The sequence below is a fragment of the Candidatus Methylomirabilis limnetica genome (assembly GCF_003044035.1).
In the GTDB taxonomy this organism is placed as follows: domain Bacteria; phylum Methylomirabilota; class Methylomirabilia; order Methylomirabilales; family Methylomirabilaceae; genus Methylomirabilis; species Methylomirabilis limnetica.
This window is the reverse complement of sequence record NZ_NVQC01000002.1, coordinates 1-15,524: the sequence shown is the minus strand read 5'-3', so window position 1 is coordinate 15,524 and position 15,524 is coordinate 1. Positions and strand designations below refer to the sequence as shown.

11 protein-coding genes and 2 pseudogenes are annotated in these 15,524 nt (G+C 62.9%); 7 read left to right on the top strand and 6 right to left on the bottom strand.

Going from position 1 to position 15,524, the window contains the following annotated elements; genetic code table 11:
• Positions 1-229 precede the first annotated feature (229 nt).
• The 3 genes from CLG94_RS00080 to CLG94_RS13150 all read left to right on the top strand — a co-directional run bounded on the left by CLG94_RS00080 (position 230) and on the right by CLG94_RS13150 (position 1,711).
• Positions 230-943: a DUF3313 domain-containing protein gene (locus CLG94_RS00080; RefSeq protein ID WP_161953932.1), complete on the top strand. Its 714-nt coding sequence runs from the start codon at positions 230-232 to the stop codon at positions 941-943.
• A gap of 95 nt (positions 944-1,038) precedes the next feature.
• The gene (locus CLG94_RS00075; protein WP_133174575.1) at positions 1,039-1,548 is read left to right on the top strand and encodes a hypothetical protein; all 510 of its coding nucleotides are present in this window, start codon (positions 1,039-1,041) and stop codon (positions 1,546-1,548) included.
• The gene (locus tag CLG94_RS13150; RefSeq protein WP_161953931.1) at positions 1,541-1,711 is read left to right on the top strand and encodes a hypothetical protein; all 171 of its coding nucleotides are present in this window, start codon (positions 1,541-1,543) and stop codon (positions 1,709-1,711) included. Before CLG94_RS00075 ends, CLG94_RS13150 begins: the two co-directional genes overlap by 8 nt.
• Positions 1,712-1,816: 105 nt before the next feature.
• On the opposite strand, the pseudogene CLG94_RS00070 reads toward CLG94_RS13150, so the two are convergent.
• Positions 1,817-2,134: pseudogene (locus tag CLG94_RS00070) on the bottom strand (transposase); the annotation flags it as partial.
• Between the two features lie 673 nt (positions 2,135-2,807).
• Here CLG94_RS00070 and CLG94_RS00060 point away from each other — a divergent pair.
• The 4 genes from CLG94_RS00060 (at position 2,808) to CLG94_RS13145 (ending at position 7,529) form a co-directional block, all read left to right on the top strand.
• A complete protein-coding gene (locus CLG94_RS00060; protein ID WP_161953930.1) occupies positions 2,808-4,196 on the top strand; it encodes a carbohydrate porin in 1,389 nt (462 codons plus the stop codon).
• A gap of 185 nt (positions 4,197-4,381) precedes the next feature.
• Positions 4,382-6,310 carry an esterase/lipase family protein gene (locus tag CLG94_RS00055; protein WP_133174574.1) on the top strand — a complete coding sequence of 643 codons (1,929 nt, stop codon included), beginning with the start codon at positions 4,382-4,384 and terminating at the stop codon, positions 6,308-6,310.
• A gap of 371 nt (positions 6,311-6,681) precedes the next feature.
• Positions 6,682-7,395 (top strand): DUF4410 domain-containing protein, encoded by a 714-nt coding sequence (locus CLG94_RS00050; protein WP_107560871.1) that lies wholly within the window; start codon positions 6,682-6,684, stop codon positions 7,393-7,395.
• Positions 7,392-7,529: a hypothetical protein gene (locus tag CLG94_RS13145; RefSeq protein WP_161953929.1), complete on the top strand. Its 138-nt coding sequence runs from the start codon at positions 7,392-7,394 to the stop codon at positions 7,527-7,529. The genes CLG94_RS00050 and CLG94_RS13145 overlap by 4 nt, the downstream gene beginning before the upstream one ends.
• 57 nt (positions 7,530-7,586) lie before the next feature.
• On the opposite strand, the gene CLG94_RS00045 is transcribed toward CLG94_RS13145, so the two are convergent.
• From CLG94_RS00045 to CLG94_RS13890, 5 genes and pseudogenes are all read right to left on the bottom strand, one after another.
• Entirely contained in the window at positions 7,587-9,956 is a 2,370-nt protein-coding gene (locus tag CLG94_RS00045; protein WP_107560866.1) for a tetratricopeptide repeat protein, read from the bottom strand.
• A 372-nt stretch (positions 9,957-10,328) separates the two neighbouring features.
• Positions 10,329-11,444 carry a hypothetical protein gene (locus CLG94_RS00040; protein ID WP_107560865.1) on the bottom strand — a complete coding sequence of 372 codons (1,116 nt, stop codon included), beginning with the start codon at positions 11,442-11,444 and terminating at the stop codon, positions 10,329-10,331.
• Positions 11,441-12,922, bottom strand: a complete 1,482-nt coding sequence (locus tag CLG94_RS00035) for an alpha-amylase family glycosyl hydrolase (protein ID WP_107560864.1) — start codon at positions 12,920-12,922, stop codon at positions 11,441-11,443. The genes CLG94_RS00040 and CLG94_RS00035 overlap by 4 nt, the downstream gene beginning before the upstream one ends.
• Positions 12,919-14,964, bottom strand: a pseudogene (locus CLG94_RS00030) (MGH1-like glycoside hydrolase domain-containing protein); the annotation flags it as partial. The pseudogene CLG94_RS00030 and the gene CLG94_RS00035, both read right to left, overlap by 4 nt.
• Positions 14,965-14,993: 29 nt before the next feature.
• Positions 14,994-15,359: a hypothetical protein gene (locus CLG94_RS13890; protein ID WP_432264746.1), complete on the bottom strand. Its 366-nt coding sequence runs from the start codon at positions 15,357-15,359 to the stop codon at positions 14,994-14,996.
• Positions 15,360-15,524 lie beyond the last annotated feature (165 nt).

The window sequence follows — 15,524 nt, the reverse complement described above, 5'->3', positions numbered from 1 at the left end:
GGATTTCGACCGCAGCATGGAAAAGCCTCCGGCTTTCCCATGCTTCCCACAGGCCCGACTATCACTGAACAGAGGTGGGTTCCTTTTGCTTTATCACGGTGGGTCCCTTTTGCGTTGTCAAAACGAGATGTGAGGCCAGAGAGTCGGTTGAACGTACTCTACGAATATGGTACGGTACGAGCTTACGATCACCGCAGTGAACCTAAACCCAAGAGGAGGGTATGACAACATGGTGAACAAACGGTTGTTGCTCTGGAGCGGTGTGTGCGCGGTGGCTCTTACCGGCTGCGCCTATTCGCAACAGGCCGGGGGGTTCGGCAAGGCCGAACCTTCAGGGTTTCTGAGAGACTACTCAAAACTTCATGCAGCGGAGAACGAGACCGAGGCGACCTTGGTGTACTTCACGCCGGATAAGGCTAAGTTCAAATCCTACACGAAGGTCTGGCTGGAGCCGGTGCAGGTCTGGCGTGGGGAGAAGTCGGAGGCCAAGGACCTTAACAAGGATGATGCCAACCATATCTCTCAATTCCTATCGTCGCGGGTCGATGCAGAAGTACGCAAGGACTATACCATGACACGAGAAGCAGGGCCCGACGTGATGCGGGTCCGCATTGCGGTCACGGAAGCCGGGAAAGGCGTTCCTGTCCTGGACAACATTACCGCCACGCATCCGGGCGCCTTGCTGATGTCCTGGGGGAAGAAAGGCATCAGCGGGACCGAGAGCTTTGTCGGCAAGGCGTCGATCGAAGTAGAGGTGACGGATAGTCAGACGGGTGAGCTCTTGGCAGCCGGTGTCGATCGGCGCGGTGGAGGGAAGTACGCCTGGAAACCGCTGAACCGTTGGGAAGACTTCGAGCAAGCCTCTAGTTATTGGGCTAAGAAATTCCGCTGGCGGGCCTGCACTTTGCGTGGCGGGGCCAATTGCGAGATGCCTAAAGAATAGATGTGGAGACAGGGAGGAAGGACACTCAACAGGAGGAAACGGAGAGAACCGACGCTGCGCTTTACGCCGCGGCCTCAGCTCTCTAATCTGTGACCATGAAAGCCGTGGCCCAGTTGCTCAACGAGATGTGTTCCAGCGGCGTGATTGAGAATTATGCCCTGTTCGGGGCGGCGGCCCAGATGCGTTATACGGAACCGATCGCCACGCTCGATGCCGATGTGCTGGTGGCCGCCTCGCAGCCCGACCGGCTCGATGTGCTGGGCGACATTTACGCGTTCTGCGCCGCCCGGGGCTATCCACCAGAAGGTGAGGCCATCCGGATTGGGCCGTGGCCGACCCAGTTCGTGCCTGTCTTCACTCCGCTCACTCGCGAGGCGATGGAGCAGGCCGAAACGGCTGACTTTGACGGGGTGCCGTTCCGCGTGGTGCAGGCGGTTCATCTCGCCGTCATCGCCCTGAGTGTCGGACGGGCGAAAGATTTCGCCCGCATCCTGTCGCTGCTGGAGTCTGGCAGCGTGACCCGGCAGGCAATCGGCCTGCTCGCGGCCCGACATGATTTGTCCGCCGCGTGGCGGCAGTTCGAGACGAGGTTCCCCCATGAGTGAGATTCAGGCACTGCTGGAACGACAGGCCCGCTGGCAGAAAACGCGGCGGGCGTTGTCCTGGCCGGAAAAGATTCGGATGGCGGAAAGGGTGCGCGAATCCATTCGGCAGTTGCGCCGGCCTCAGAAAGCGGAGCCGGACAACCCCGAACGGACGCAACCGTGAAAACCACACGCAGACAAAACCTCCTCGGCGCCGCGCTCGCCGGCGCGGTGACGCAGCAACTAATGAGATCATTTCACTTACTTATCGAATATCAGTAGTGTCCGGTTAAAAGTCTAATAAATTCAATTGGTTACTGTCTGGAGCTGCAATATTTCTGGTGACATCTGGCTGCAAGGCGCATGAAATCTCAGTTTTCTCAAAAACCGAGACTGACAAAATCTGTAGCAAAGTGTAGAGCGAGGCATCGAGGTTAAGCTCCTTTTTGACGATAGCGATCAGCACGTATGTAGACACGGCACACCAGATTTGCGCCTTCACCGCGTTCTCGCTCGTCGCTATAAAATGCTTAATGCGCAGGTGCTGCTTGATCCATTTGAAGAATAACTCCACTTGCCAGCGGTTCTTGTAAAGCACGGCAATAGTCAACGGGACGCGGTAGAGATCCTCCACCGCCGGTACGTCACTGGCCGTCCGGGCCAGGAAGCAGCGCTCGAAGAGGTGCGCCTCAACGCGGCGATCGCGCAGGAGATTTACGACCTGCGTACGAAGGCAGGCCTGACACAGAGGCAGCTCGCCGAGTTGGTGGGGACCACGCACTCGGTCATCTCCCGGCTCGAGGACGCAGACTACGCCGGGCGCTCGCTCAGGATGCTCCAGCGCATCAGCGCGGCGCTCCACTACCGCCTGCAGGTGCGCTTCGTACCGGTGGCCGTGCGCCGCAAGGTGCCTGCGTAGGCTATCCACAGGCCGCAGTCTGGGCTGCCCCAGCATCGGCTCCTCATCCTGAGAGCCTAGCCGTCGCCTTCGAATGCACGCTGGCGTTCCGCCTTTTGTTCGATGAGACTTTCGATGTCGGCGAGGACACCGGCACGCTGGAGAAGGTGACGATCGAGTTGAAGTAAACCGTGAGGGCGGCGCCGTGGCTCCCGATGTTGCCGGGCCGCCAGTGACGTAAAGGAGGGACGCGATGAGAGAAGGAGGAGGAGCGTGCGGCGGGGGGACCTGCCCCGGAAGAGGGGCAAGCGAGCGAGCCCCACTAAGGGGGACGATGAGTCGAGATCACAGTGACGCGACTAGAAGCGGGCGCCCGCGGCTCGTGGGGTGGATCATCATCGCGGCCGTCGCCCTCGTCGGCACGCTGGCGGCTCCCGCCGCAGCGCAGCCCGTCGAGGAGCCGAAGGCGTATGCCGGGGACTTCTGGTCGCGGCCCCGGCTGACCGGTGACTGGGGCGGGTTCAGAGACGAGCTGGCCACGCGAGGCATCCGGCTCGATGTCGATCTCCTGCTGACGCCCCAAGGCGTCGCAAGTGGGGGGCGCGACACCGGGGCCGAGTTCTGGGGCAACGCCGAGTACACGCTCAACGTCGACACCGGCAAAGCCGGCCTGTGGCCCGGCGGCTTCCTGCGGGTCATCGCCAACAGCGGCTTCGGCGAGAGCGTACTGGGGGCTTCAGCCGCCCTCTCCCCCGTCAATACCGCAGCCCTGCTGCCGAAGCCGAACGACCCGACCACGGCCCTCCTGCACGCCACGTTCATGCAGTTCCTCAGCCCCCAGTTCGGCCTCATCGCCGGTAAGGTGTTCACGCTCGATGGAGCCCACGGGGAGTTTACCGGCAACTACCGCACGCAGTTCCTGAACGGCGCTATGACTTTTCCGCTCACCAGCGCCCTGATACCGCTTTCGGCGTACGGAGGTGGCATCGTGGCTCTGCCGTGGGAGGGCGTGGTGCTGTCGGCATTGGCGCTCGATCCCAGCGGCACGCCGGCAAACAGCGATGTGAGCGAGGCGTTCCGTGACGGTGTCATGATGCTCGCCAGCGCCAAGGTTGCCATCAAGCCGTTCGGTCTCGTCGGCCACCAGGGCGTGACAGGGATGTGGAGCGACAAGGAGCGCCCCTCGCTCACCCAGGATCCTTCCAACATCGCCCGGGGCATGGCCTCGGAGAAGTTCCCGCTGCTGGACGATCCCGGCCCGGGCCTTCGGCGTATCCTCGAGCGGTTCTTCCCCGACCTCCTGGTCCCCGTCGAGCCTCTGAATAAAAAGAGCGACACCTGGACCGTTTTCTACAGCTTCGACCAGTATCTCTGGCAGCCGAAGGACGACCCCAAGCGCGGCATCGGGATCTTCTTCTCGTTCGGCGCCTCCGACGGCAACCCGAACCCCCTCAAGTACACCTACAACATGGGTATCGGCGGCAACGGTGTGGTCCCCGGGCGTCCGAATGACAACTTCGGTCTCGGCTGGGCGCGAAAGGACTTCAGCAGCGAGTTCGTTCCCTTCCTGCGCCGGCAGCTCGACCTCGGTCTCAACCATGAGGATGCAATCGAGATGTACTACAACGCCTCGGTCACTTCGTGGCTCAACGCGACCCTCAACCTGCAGGTCATCGAGACCGGCCAAAAGAAGATGGTCGACTCTTCCGGGAGCCTCAAGGACGTCAACACCACCGTTGTGGCTGGGCTCCGCCTCTTGGCCCGGTTCTAGTGTTCCTGGAAAGAGATGGCAGGTTGACGACGCCGAGAAGGTGACGTAGCATAACTGCCTTCGGGATAAAGAACTTAGGAGGCCTCGTGGAGCATTCGGTGCACCCGTCGAAGCAAGGAACAATTTGCGGCCAGCCTCCTCCCTGGAGGCGGCGTGGCACTCGCACCGGGCTTCTGGCGGCCCTCGTGGCTGTCACTGCCCTGCTCACCACCGCCTGCGCGACGCCGGTGGGCGTCAAGCTGGTCGATGGCCGCGCGGTGCACCGGTCGCTGACCGCTAGCGCCCTCTCCGTGGACGAGCCGAGCGTTTACACCAAAAGGACGCTCCAGCGCGAGGGACTGATCGAAACCTTCAAGGACGATCCCCCGGCAGCCATCGCCAAGCTCCACACCGGCTACGTCGAGTTTCACCGGGCCGATTCGCCCATGCAGGAGATCGCACTGTTCGCGCTCGCCGAGATGGCGTTCCTGCACGCGGAGGCTTCCGGGGACCGCGCCTACTTCCTGGCGTCAGCCGCGTACGCTTACGCGTTCCTCTTTCCCGACGACCAGAGCCAGGACCAGCTTATGAGCTGGGGCTACACCCCCTTCGATCCACGTATCCGGATCGCGGCGGACCTCTACAACCGGGCGCTGGCGGAGGGCCTCGTCCCGCCCAAGGCGCCTCTTGGGGCGGACGCGAAACCCCGCGAGGTACTGCTAGAGCCCGGGCGGCACACCCTGCCGGTCGGCGAACTCGAGATCGATGTCGATCACGCGGGCTTCAAATGGGCCGGATACAAGCTCGACCACTTCGTCCCTTCCGCGAACCTCGAGGTTCGCGGGCTGCGGAACCGCTACCGCATGCCCGGGCTGGGTGTCCCCCTCGCCGCGAGCTTGAGTAACCCGGACGACGAAAGCGCCAGCCGGCTCGCTGACGCCAAGATCCCGCCCCGCCTGAAGATTCCCGTCAGCGCGCTACTGCGGCTGGAGGGAGCGCGGCGGGGCGTCGCCGAGGGTCGGCTGCGGGGCACCCTGTCCGTCTACACGAGCGATGCGACAGTGGCAGTGACGATCGCCGGCCGCGAGGTCCCGCTCGAGTACGACCAGACCGCCGCCCTTGCCTACACCCTTGAGGGTTCCCCTATCTGGGAGTTCGAGCTAGCTGGGTTCTTCTCGGGGGGCTTCGGCCTTGGGGTGCGGGACCTCGGTCGAAGGGTCGCCCCCAGCCTCCTGCGCGCCCGCCCGGAGGACGGCGTCATCTTCATGGCTCCGTATCGCCCGGGGAAGATCCCTGTCGTGCTGGTACATGGTACGGCCTCAAGCCCGGCCCGATGGGCGGAGATGATCAACGAACTCCGGATCGACCCACGCATCGCCAAGCACTATCAGATCTGGCTGTTCATCTATAACACCGGGAACCCCATCGCCTACTCGGGCTCGCTGCTCCGGGAGGGCCTGCTACACACCGTGCGGCAACTCGACCCCGAAGGGAAGGATCCCGCACTCCGGCAAATGGTAGTGATCGGGCACAGCCAGGGTGGACTGTTGACCAGGCTGACGGTGGTCAACAGCGGCAGCAAGTTCTGGGACAACTTCAGCAAGGTCCCGATCGAGGATCTGGACATCAAGACCGAGACGCGAGACCTGCTCCGGCGCTCGATGTTCGTCGAGCCGGTCCCGCATGTCCGCCGCGTGATCTTCGTCGCCACGCCCCACCGGGGCACCCCTGTGTCCGCAACCGGTATTGTCAAGTGGCTGACCCGCTTCATCACGCTCCCGCTGAACATCGCGGGGGCGGCAACGGACATCCTGACACTTAACAAGGACCGGCTCGTCGCGCGGTCCCTCGACCGGCTTCCGAGCGCCGTTGACAACATGTCGCCCTCCCACCCGTTCATCAAGACGCTGTCCTCGCTGCCTATCGCCGACGGCGTCACGGCGCATTCCATCATCGCCGTCAAGGGCGACGGGCCGCCCGAAGAAGGCAGCGACGGCGTGGTCCCCTACTGGAGCGCGCACATCGAGCCGGTCGCCTCCGAGAAGGTGGTGAAGTCCCCCCACTCGGTCCAGTCCAACCCGCATGCCATCGAGGAGATCCGGCGCATCCTACTCGAGCACGCGGGGGAGCGCTAGACTAGCGCATGGCGGCAAACCGCCCCCGCGCGACCGAGCGAAATCAGTCGTGAAAATGAGAAATGAACTACCCCGCAGCAAGCTACAGGGTATCGTCTTCTGTTCTGGCCCGTCATTCCGTGCTTGACACGGAATCCAGTCGGGTCCTCTGGATACCGGCTTCCGCCGGTATGACGAACTCGCGGCAAGCCGCGGGGTATCAACCCTCAACGGAATGAAGACGGGCGAGGAATAACCACCATCGACCGCCTCACCCTCAGACTTCTCAGTGCCAATGGAAATGAGAGTAGTGTATGCGTATTCCAACCGGTAACAGCGCGCAGGGCCACCTGGCGCTCACCTTCACATCAATTCACCATAGGAGGATTGCGATGAAGTCTCGTAACCGTATCGTCTCGTATCTGTTCGCTCTGGTCGTTGTCGCTGGGTGCGCTTCGACCGATGTCACCTACCGACAGAGACTCGTGTATGAAAAGCTCCCGCGACCCAATCACATCCTGGTGTATGACTTCGCCGCTACGCCAGGAGATGTTCCGGCCTACTCCCCCCTCGCAGGCCAGCAAGCCGAACCCGGCACGCCGCAAACCGCCGAGCAGATCGCGACTGGCCGTCAATTGGGTGCTGATATGGCGGCGAAGCTGGTTGAGGGGATCCGCGACATGGGGCTGTCGGCAGAGCGGGCTTCTTCAACAGGCAATAACCCACAGATCAACGACCTTGTGATCCGGGGCTATCTCCTCTCCATCCAAGAGGGCAGCGCCACCAAGCGCGTCGCGATCGGCTTCGGCTCCGGGGCGTCTGAGTTGAAAACGGGGGTGGAAGGCTTCCAGATGACGGCTCAGGGACTGCGCAAACTCGGATCCGGTACAGTTGATACCGGCGGAAGCAAAGGCCCGGGTGCGGCTTTGGGGGTTGTCGGCGTCATTGCCACCGCCAACCCGGCGGGACTCATCATCAGTGGCGGGATGAAGGTGTACGGGGAGGCGAGCGGCAAAAGCAAGATCGAGGGTAGGGCCGAGCAGGCGGTAAAAGAGATCGCTGCTCAGCTCAAGACCAGATTCGTGGAAGAGGGTTGGATCCAGTGAGCAAGCCGGCGCGACTGCCACGAAACGCAACGCGAATCCTGGTGGCCGATCTCGACCGTCCCCAGGAGGGACTTTTCAAGGTCAGTCAGCGAGCAATGATCGATCTGCGGAACGTGATGAACGACGCACGCTGACGACCCCCGACCCGCCCCGCGAGCCCGAGGAGAAAGCAGCATCGAACGGCCTCCACGTCACTGGAGACCGGCCTGGCGGCGGAGCGATGCTACCAGACCCTGCACCTCGCGGTCGCCGGGCGCAAGAGTGGCGAGAAGTTCGGCATAGCGGAGCGCCGCCTTGGGATCTCCTCGCTCCCGGAGGTAGGTCGCCAGCGCGGTCAGGACGTCCCGGTTGGCCGGTCGCCGCTGGTGTGCCTCCTCCAGCACCGCAATCGCCCGGGCCGCCTCGCCGCTTCCGTAAAGGGCTACGGCATAGACGTAGGCGAACCGCGTGACCTCCGGCCTCTGCTGGGCTGCCCGGCGCAGCAGGCCCACAGCCTCACCTCTCCGGCCCTGCCGCACCCGCAGGAGGCCGAGGGCATGGAGCGCCTCGGCGCTGTCGGGGGCAACCTGCAGCGCCTGTTCGAGGAAGCGCTCGCCATCCGCATCGCGCCCCTGTGCGCGGGAGAGATCAGCCAGGTTGACCATCGCCGGGGCGAAGTGCGGATCGAGGACGATCGCGGTTTTTAACTCGGACTCCGCGTCGGCCAAGCGGCCAAGCCGCGTGTAGAGGTTAGCCAGATTTAGATGCGCCTCGGGTCGATCGGCATTGACCATCTCGGAGGCGACCAGCTCCGTGAGTGCCCGGTCGAGGTCGGCCTGCTGCTCGACAGAGAGCGTCTGCTTAGGGGCTCCGGCCAGCGCGTGGGCCGCCGCCAGGCGCACCGCCCGCACAGGATCGCGGAGCCCGGGGGCGGCAAGCCGCAACCGTTCCGCCGGCGGGAGCGTCTCGATCGCGGCAAGCGCCGTAGACCGCACCAGAGGATCGACGGCACCTATCGCTGTCTCGACCGCGGGAAGCGATGCTGGGCTCAGGTACTCGGGGAGCATGGCGAGCGCCGTCGCCCGAGCGATGCCTGGCTGGTCCGGGTCGGTGGCGAGCGCGGCAAGCGTCTTCTCGGCGCTCAGGAGCCCGCGCCGACCGGCGTCGATCGCCGGCCCGAAGTGCGGCCGCCGCGCGTGGCTCGCCGGGCCGTACCATCGCACGATCCGTTCTGCCACCCACCCGGGGGGCCGGTCCAGGTGGCACCCAGAGCAGGAGTTGGGCGTGCCGATGGCCACCGAGAGATCAGGCCGCGGGACCTGGAAGCTGTGGTCGCGGCGTGGGTCCACCACCATGTACGTGCGCGCCGGCATGTGGCACGAGACGCAGCGCGCGGCGTCCGAGCCTGCCTTATGGTGGTGGTGATCCGGGGTGTCGAACTTGGCGGTCAAGTGGCACTGCGCGCACACGCCGTTGCCATCTGCGCGGAGCCCGAGGCCGTGCGGCTCATGACAGTCCGAGCAGGTCACGCCGTGTTGGAACATCCGGCTCTGGATGAACGACCCGTACTCAAAGACCTCTTCCAGGATCCGGCCATCAGCGTGATAGAGGGCTGGATCGAGTAGCGCCGGCACATGCGTATCTAGGAAGGGCCGACCGTATGGGTACGGATCCACGATGGGCCGGCGCCTGGCGTGGCACCGCGCGCACGCGTCCACCTCGGCGGTCGAGCGCGGCGCGCCGCTCCATTCCGCAATGCCGTGCTGCGTGTCCTTCATGACCCAACTCCCCTCGACCCGACCGAGCCGCACCACAAGGCCGGTGGCGCCGGCGGCGGCCCGCGACGCGCCGGGCTTGCGCCTCTCGGCCCACGTTACATGCGCCGAGCCTGGCCCGTGACAGGCCTCGCACGACACGGTACTCTCCGCCGACGTCGTCGCGTAGCGGTTCTGGGCGACGTCGTAGTTCTTGCGGAGGTCGGTCGAGTGGCACTCCGCGCACTGATAGTTCCAGGTCTGGTCTCGCCCCGTCCAGTGGAGCAGATCCGGCGGCCTGAGGGTCTCTGCCGGATAGAGGTGGAACCAGCGCTGGCCGCCCTGTGCCTTCGGCCGGGTATCCCAGGCGATGCCGAGGGCCTGGAGTCGCCCGTTGGTGAATGATACGAGGTACTGCTGGAGAGGCTTCACGCCGAAGGTGTAAGCGATCTCGAACTCGCCGAGTGTCCCGTCGGCGCCGTCGGTCCGGACGAAGAACTTTCTGTCCCGCCGGAAGAAGGTGGACGTGACCCCGCGATGCGAGAACCGCGCGTTGGCGAAGTCGCCCTGCACCGTCTGGTCGTTCGCCGGCTGCATGGCCAGGGCATGGTCCGAGCCCCGGTAGGCGTCAGCCTCCTTCTGGTGGCAGCTCGCACACTTTGCGAGACCAACGAACGTCGGCGTCCCACCCGGTGGCGAAGGCTGTTGACACCCAACCATTGTGGCGAGGAGCCCGATCGCGAGCACCACCATACGCGCGCACCTGCCACCCTGTGAGGGATCAAGGAGGGATGTGGGCTTGGCATCAGAAGCGATCCGTTTTGTCATGGTAATAGTAACTACAAGGTGATTAGGCTGAAGGCTGAAGGCTGTTAGTCATTGTGCATGGACCGAATCAAGGAGCCCAGAACCTTTTCGGTCTCCATCATGTTCGCGTTGCATTCAGAAAACGCCTGGCTCATCCGTGTGCGTTCCTACAGTCTAAAAGCCTACAGTCTAAATACCTGAGTAGTTGCTGGTAATACATCATGCTTGTCCAAAATAAGATTCTTGAAGGACTGGAAAAGAGGGGTCTTCACCATAGTTCCCCCTTTGAGAAAGGGGGATTGAGGGGGTTTTGAAAGGAGTAGTAGTTGTATTGTAACTACTCAGGGGCGGGGCGACCGCTCCCGGAGGGCGCTCGTGTCGACCACCCTCCTATCAATTGGCCGGAATGGTCAGCACGGGCGCCTGGGCCTTTTCCCCGGTATCCGCCAGGGTCATGAGGATCAGGAGGAACGTGAAGAGACCTTTGGACTTGAGATCGTGGTTGTCGATCCAGTACCACAGGTCGCCGTAACGGACCGCAGCGAAAGACGTGCCCGGCCGGGACGCGCCACTCAATATGCGTATGCTGGGCGGCAGGGCCTCCTGGCTGTCCGCGGGCCGCGGAGGAACCGGAAGGGCGAGGCCGTCTCGCATATGCTCCGCGGGGACATCGATGAAGGCCGACAACTCGAGGAGTATCTGCATCCCCGAGCGGGTCTGCATGGCAATCACATCGTCCTGGCCTGCCCACTGCCCGGAGACTACCCGGAACTCGGACTTCTCCGGGTTCAGCCCCAGGAGCTTCCTGATCGCGTCCCGATCGGCTTTAATGTCCGGCGGCACGTCCTTCCTGGGGAAGGTCATGACGATCCCTTCGCGCTTCGTTTCCTTGTCCGCCTCGGCGCGGAATCCTATCACCTCAGACTCCTGGATCCGCCACATGGCCCTCACCAGCCGCGCGAAGTCCAGGTCCGGTGGCCTTCCGCGTCCGGCCCTGCCGTTCGATAGCCCATTCACGGTCTGCAGCACGACCGGTAGCAAGATATCCGCTCGGTAGCCTGCCTCGATCAGCTCCATCAGGCGGATGGGCGGAATGGGAGTCATCAAGGTGCGGATGAAGCTGGACCCGGTAAGAGGCACATAGGTGAGCGTGGGCCGCTCGGTGTATTGACCCTGGGCGCCCAGACCAACGCTACTGCCGGGAACGCCCGGGACTACACCACTGGAATTGAAAATGCTCCCGACGGCCGAGAATGTGCTTTGCAACTGGTAGCTGCTGACGATCTGCCCCACGTCGACGAAGATCGGCGTGTCGGCATAGCGCAGCTTGACGATGTTGAGGAGCATCTGATGCTTCCAGGAATTGGCCACCGCCGAGGTGTAGTCGAGCCGGTCGCGGTCGAGCGTCACGGCGCCAAAGCTAGTACAGCCGGCGAGGCAGACCACGATTACCAGAAGAGCGATCCGCGACGCAAGGAGGCGGGTCAGGAACCGGTACGTGTTCGTCATGGAATGGTCATCTCGAAGACGTGGTAGCTCCAGGGCGACAGGTCCAGATAGAGGCCCCGCGACACGAGGTCGTCTCCACCGCGATCGAAGCTGGCGGGACCCATCAGGTCCTTGAGCCGCACCGTGCGGCCGGCCAGGTCGGGAAACGGGAGCCGGACATAGCACTGGCCCTGGGTCCCGGCATAGTTGACGGCGATCAGCCGCCGCTCGCCGTCCTGAGCCTCCCACGACCAAGAGATGAAGCCATCCGACGTCCCGTTGCCATCCCAGGCCGGCGCGCAGTCGAGCAGGCGCCACTGGCCGTCGCGAACAACGGGCTGCCTGAGTACCGCCAGGAGACCGTCGTAGAACTGGTGCAGCGTTCCGTCGAGGGGTTCCACTGGTGCGCGGACCAGGTGCGGCGAGATGCGCTTCATCATGCCTTCGAACTGCCCCTGGTGGAAGAACCGCAGGCATGGCGACAGATACGTGATGATGGCCGCGGCCTCGTGAACTTCCAGTGAGAATGTAGCAGCCGCCCGCGGCTCGTCGTGGTTTTCCAGGAAGCGGGCCATTTTGTTTTGATAATCCAATCCGGCGTGGAAATGCTCGCGCACCGGCCGGGCGTGACCGTCGCGCAGGCGGTCGTAGAGCCGTTTATCGTAGGTGTAATCGAATCCCTGTTGCTGCATCGTCCATTCCCGGTCCCAGTAGACTTCGGCCATGAACTGGAACTGCGGATATTCGCGCCGCACGGCTTCGGTCGCCTTGGGCCAGAAGAGCTCGGCGCGGATGCCCCAGGTGCTTTCGAACACGTCGGGCAAGACCAGCATGGCCATGTCGCAGCGCACGCCGTCGCATTGCCCGGCGATCCTCAGCAGCTCCCAGATCATCGCCTGTTGCAATTCCGAGTTGCCGTAGTTGAGCTGCAGCGTGTCGGGCCAGCCTTCAAAATACGGGTCGCGTCCGTAGGCGAGCACCAGTGGGCCGTTTTTGGTTTGCACCCGGCAGTAGTTCCGCGGTGCCTGCGCCAAATCCGTCTCGCTACCATGGACAAAGTAATACGGATGCGCGTCGATCCACGGGTGGTCCGGCGCCATGTGGTTCGGGACAAAGTCGAGCATCAGCTTCAGTCCGCGTTGCTGCAGCCGCTGTCGCAAACGCGCGAGCGCCGCAGCGCCGCCGAGATCCCGATGTACGGTGTAGTTTTGGATGGCGAACCCGGAGCCGGCGATATCTTCTTCGCACAAGTCCGGCAGCGTTTCCTGAAACTCCTTGCGCCATCCAGCGTTGCTGCGTGACACCTGCTGTGCCGCCGGGCCGGTCTGCCACACGCTCAGGAACCAGATCCAGTCGAAACCCAGCGCGGCCAGTCGATCCAGCTCGGCGTCGGGAATGTCGTCCAGTGTCGTGCGCTTGCCCAGAGCGCCAGACAGCTCCGTCAGCCAGACGCGGCTGTTGATTTGATAGAGCGAGGGGTAAGCGGATAAGGCCTTCATTTCTGCGCCTCCCCTCCCTGCTTGCCACCGACGAAGGCTCCCGCCTTACCAGCCTCAAGCAACTTCTTCGCATCGAGCAATCCGAAAAGCTGGATGGTCTTGGCCACAATCCCGGTCCATCCGGTCTGATGGCTCGCGCCAAGCCCGGCGCCGTTGTCGCCGTGGAAGTACTCGTAGAAGAGGATGTGATCGCGCCAGTGGGGATCGCTCTGGAACTTCTCGGTGCCGCCGTACACAGGCCGCCGGCCGTTCTCGTCACGGGTGAATATCCGGCCGAGCCGGTCGGCGATCTCCTTGCTCACCTCGAACAGGTTCATCATATTCCCCGAACCCGTGGGGCATTCGATCTTGAAGTTGTCACCGTAGTACAGGTAGAAATTCAGCAGCGCACGGATGATCATCGTGTTCACCGGCATCCAGACCGGCCCGCGCCAGTTGGAGTTGCCGCCGAACATTCCGGTGTTCGACTCGGCCGGCAGGTAGTCCACCCGGTACTCCTGGCCTTGCACGTGGAAAACATACGGGTGCTGCTCGTGGAACTTGGAGAGCGAGCGGATGCCGTAGGGGCCGAGGAACTCGTTCTCGTCGAGCATCTTGGTCAGGATCCGGCGGAGCCGCTCCGGGTTGACCAGGGCCATGATCCCGCGGTCCGCCACGCCGAAATGGCCCGGACCCGTGGGGTGGATGCTCTCCCGGAGTTCGGGTAGGCGGCGTAAGCGTTCAGCTATCTGGGCCATCGTCCCCGGAATGGCCTCCCGCTGCCATTTCTCGACCACCGTGGTGGCACACAGGGGCAGCAGCCCCACCATCGAGCGCACCTTGAGCCGCGTGGCGCTGCCGTCCGGCAGCCGCAGCAGGTCGTAGTAGAAGCCGTCCTCCTCGTCCCACATGCCGGCCTGATCAGGTTTGTTCATGGCCAGGGCGATATAGTAGAAATGCTCCGCAAACTTGACGACCATGTCCTGGTAGGTAGGATCATGGACGGCTAGCTCTATCGCGAGCTCAGCCATGTTCTGGCTGAAGAGGGCCATCCACGCCGTGCCGTCCGCCTGCTCCAGGTTCCCGCCAGTGGGCAAAGCCGCGCTGCGGTCGAAGACGCTGATGTTGTCGAGGCCGAGGAAGCCCCCTTCGAATACGTTCTTGCCGAAGCGGTCCTTGCGGTTCACCCACCAGGTGAAGTTCAGCACCAACTTGTTGAATGTCTCCCTGAGGAAATCAAGGTCCGTCTCGCCGCGCAGGGCCTGCTCGGTGCGTTGCAGAAACAGTGTCGCAAAGGCATGGACCGGGGGGTTCACGTCGCTGAAGTTCCACTCGTACGCGGGCATCTGGCCATTGGGGTGCAGATAAACGCCCTTGAGCATCAGTTGCATCTGCTCCTTGGCGAAGTCGGGGTCTACGATCGAAAGCGGCAGCGTGTGGAACGCCAGATCCCAGGCCGCGTACCAGGGGTACTCCCACTTGTCGGGCATGGAGATGATGTCCTCGTTCACCATGTGAAACCATTCCGAGTTTCGGGAATTTCGATATCCGGTATGGAGCGGGTTGGAGTTGTGCTCGTCCAGCCAGTTATCACCGTCGAAGAAGAAGAACTGCTTGCTCCAGAGCATGCCGGCGATGGCCTGGCGCATCACATTGGCCGCGTCTGCACTCACTGATGGCGGAGTGACCGACTTGTAAAACTCATCGGCTTCACGCAGCCGGTCAGCAAAAACTTCATCAAATTGCTTGCCAAAAGGTTTGCCCGATACCCCTTCCTGCCCTCCCTTACCAAGGGGGGGATGAGGGGGGGTGTTGGAGAGCCGCAGGCGAATCACCTTGCTCTTGCCGGCGCCGACAGTGGCCTGGTAGTGCGCCGCGACCTTGGTGCCCTGCTTGTCTGGGTTCACTGCGCCCCGATTGCCCTGTACCACGCAGTCGTTGATGCCGTCCTTGACGTGGGGGCTCTCGTTCTTTTCTCGTCCGGGGAAAAGCCGCTCGGAGTTGGTATGGTTCTCGGTGAAGAGCAGCGGCACCTCGCCTTCACAGGAAAGGATAAATTCACCCAGCAGCGGATGAGCCGCCGCGACCGCGGTTATACCCCCTCCTTGCCCCCCCTTACCAAGGGGGGATGAGGGGGGGTTATCTGCCTGAGGCTTGGTTTCTCACTAGCTCTGTTAGATTCGGCTATCCACGACGACCAGTCGTTGCGGAACCACAGTGTCGGCAGGAGATGCAGTTCGGCCGCTTCCGGCCCACGGTTGGCTGCGGTGATCTTCACCAGGATGTCTTCCGGACCGTCTTTGGCGTACTCTACGAAGACGTCGAAGTATCGGTCGTCATTGAAGACGCCGGTGTCGAGGAGTTCATACTCCATCTCGTCCCGAGTGCGACGACGATTCGTCTCCAAAAGGTCGGCGTAGGGGAAGGCCGCTTGGGGATACTTGTAGAGGTACTTCATGTACGAGTGGGTCGGCGTGCTGTCGAGGTAGAAATAATGGCTCTTCGCGTAATCGAGTGGGTGAATTTCATGTTTTTCAGAGTGCCGGGAGCATGGACGTGAGTATTTTCAGCCTCAGATATTCTTCATCCCGCAGCCCATACGCACGGCGTTGGATAACCCGTA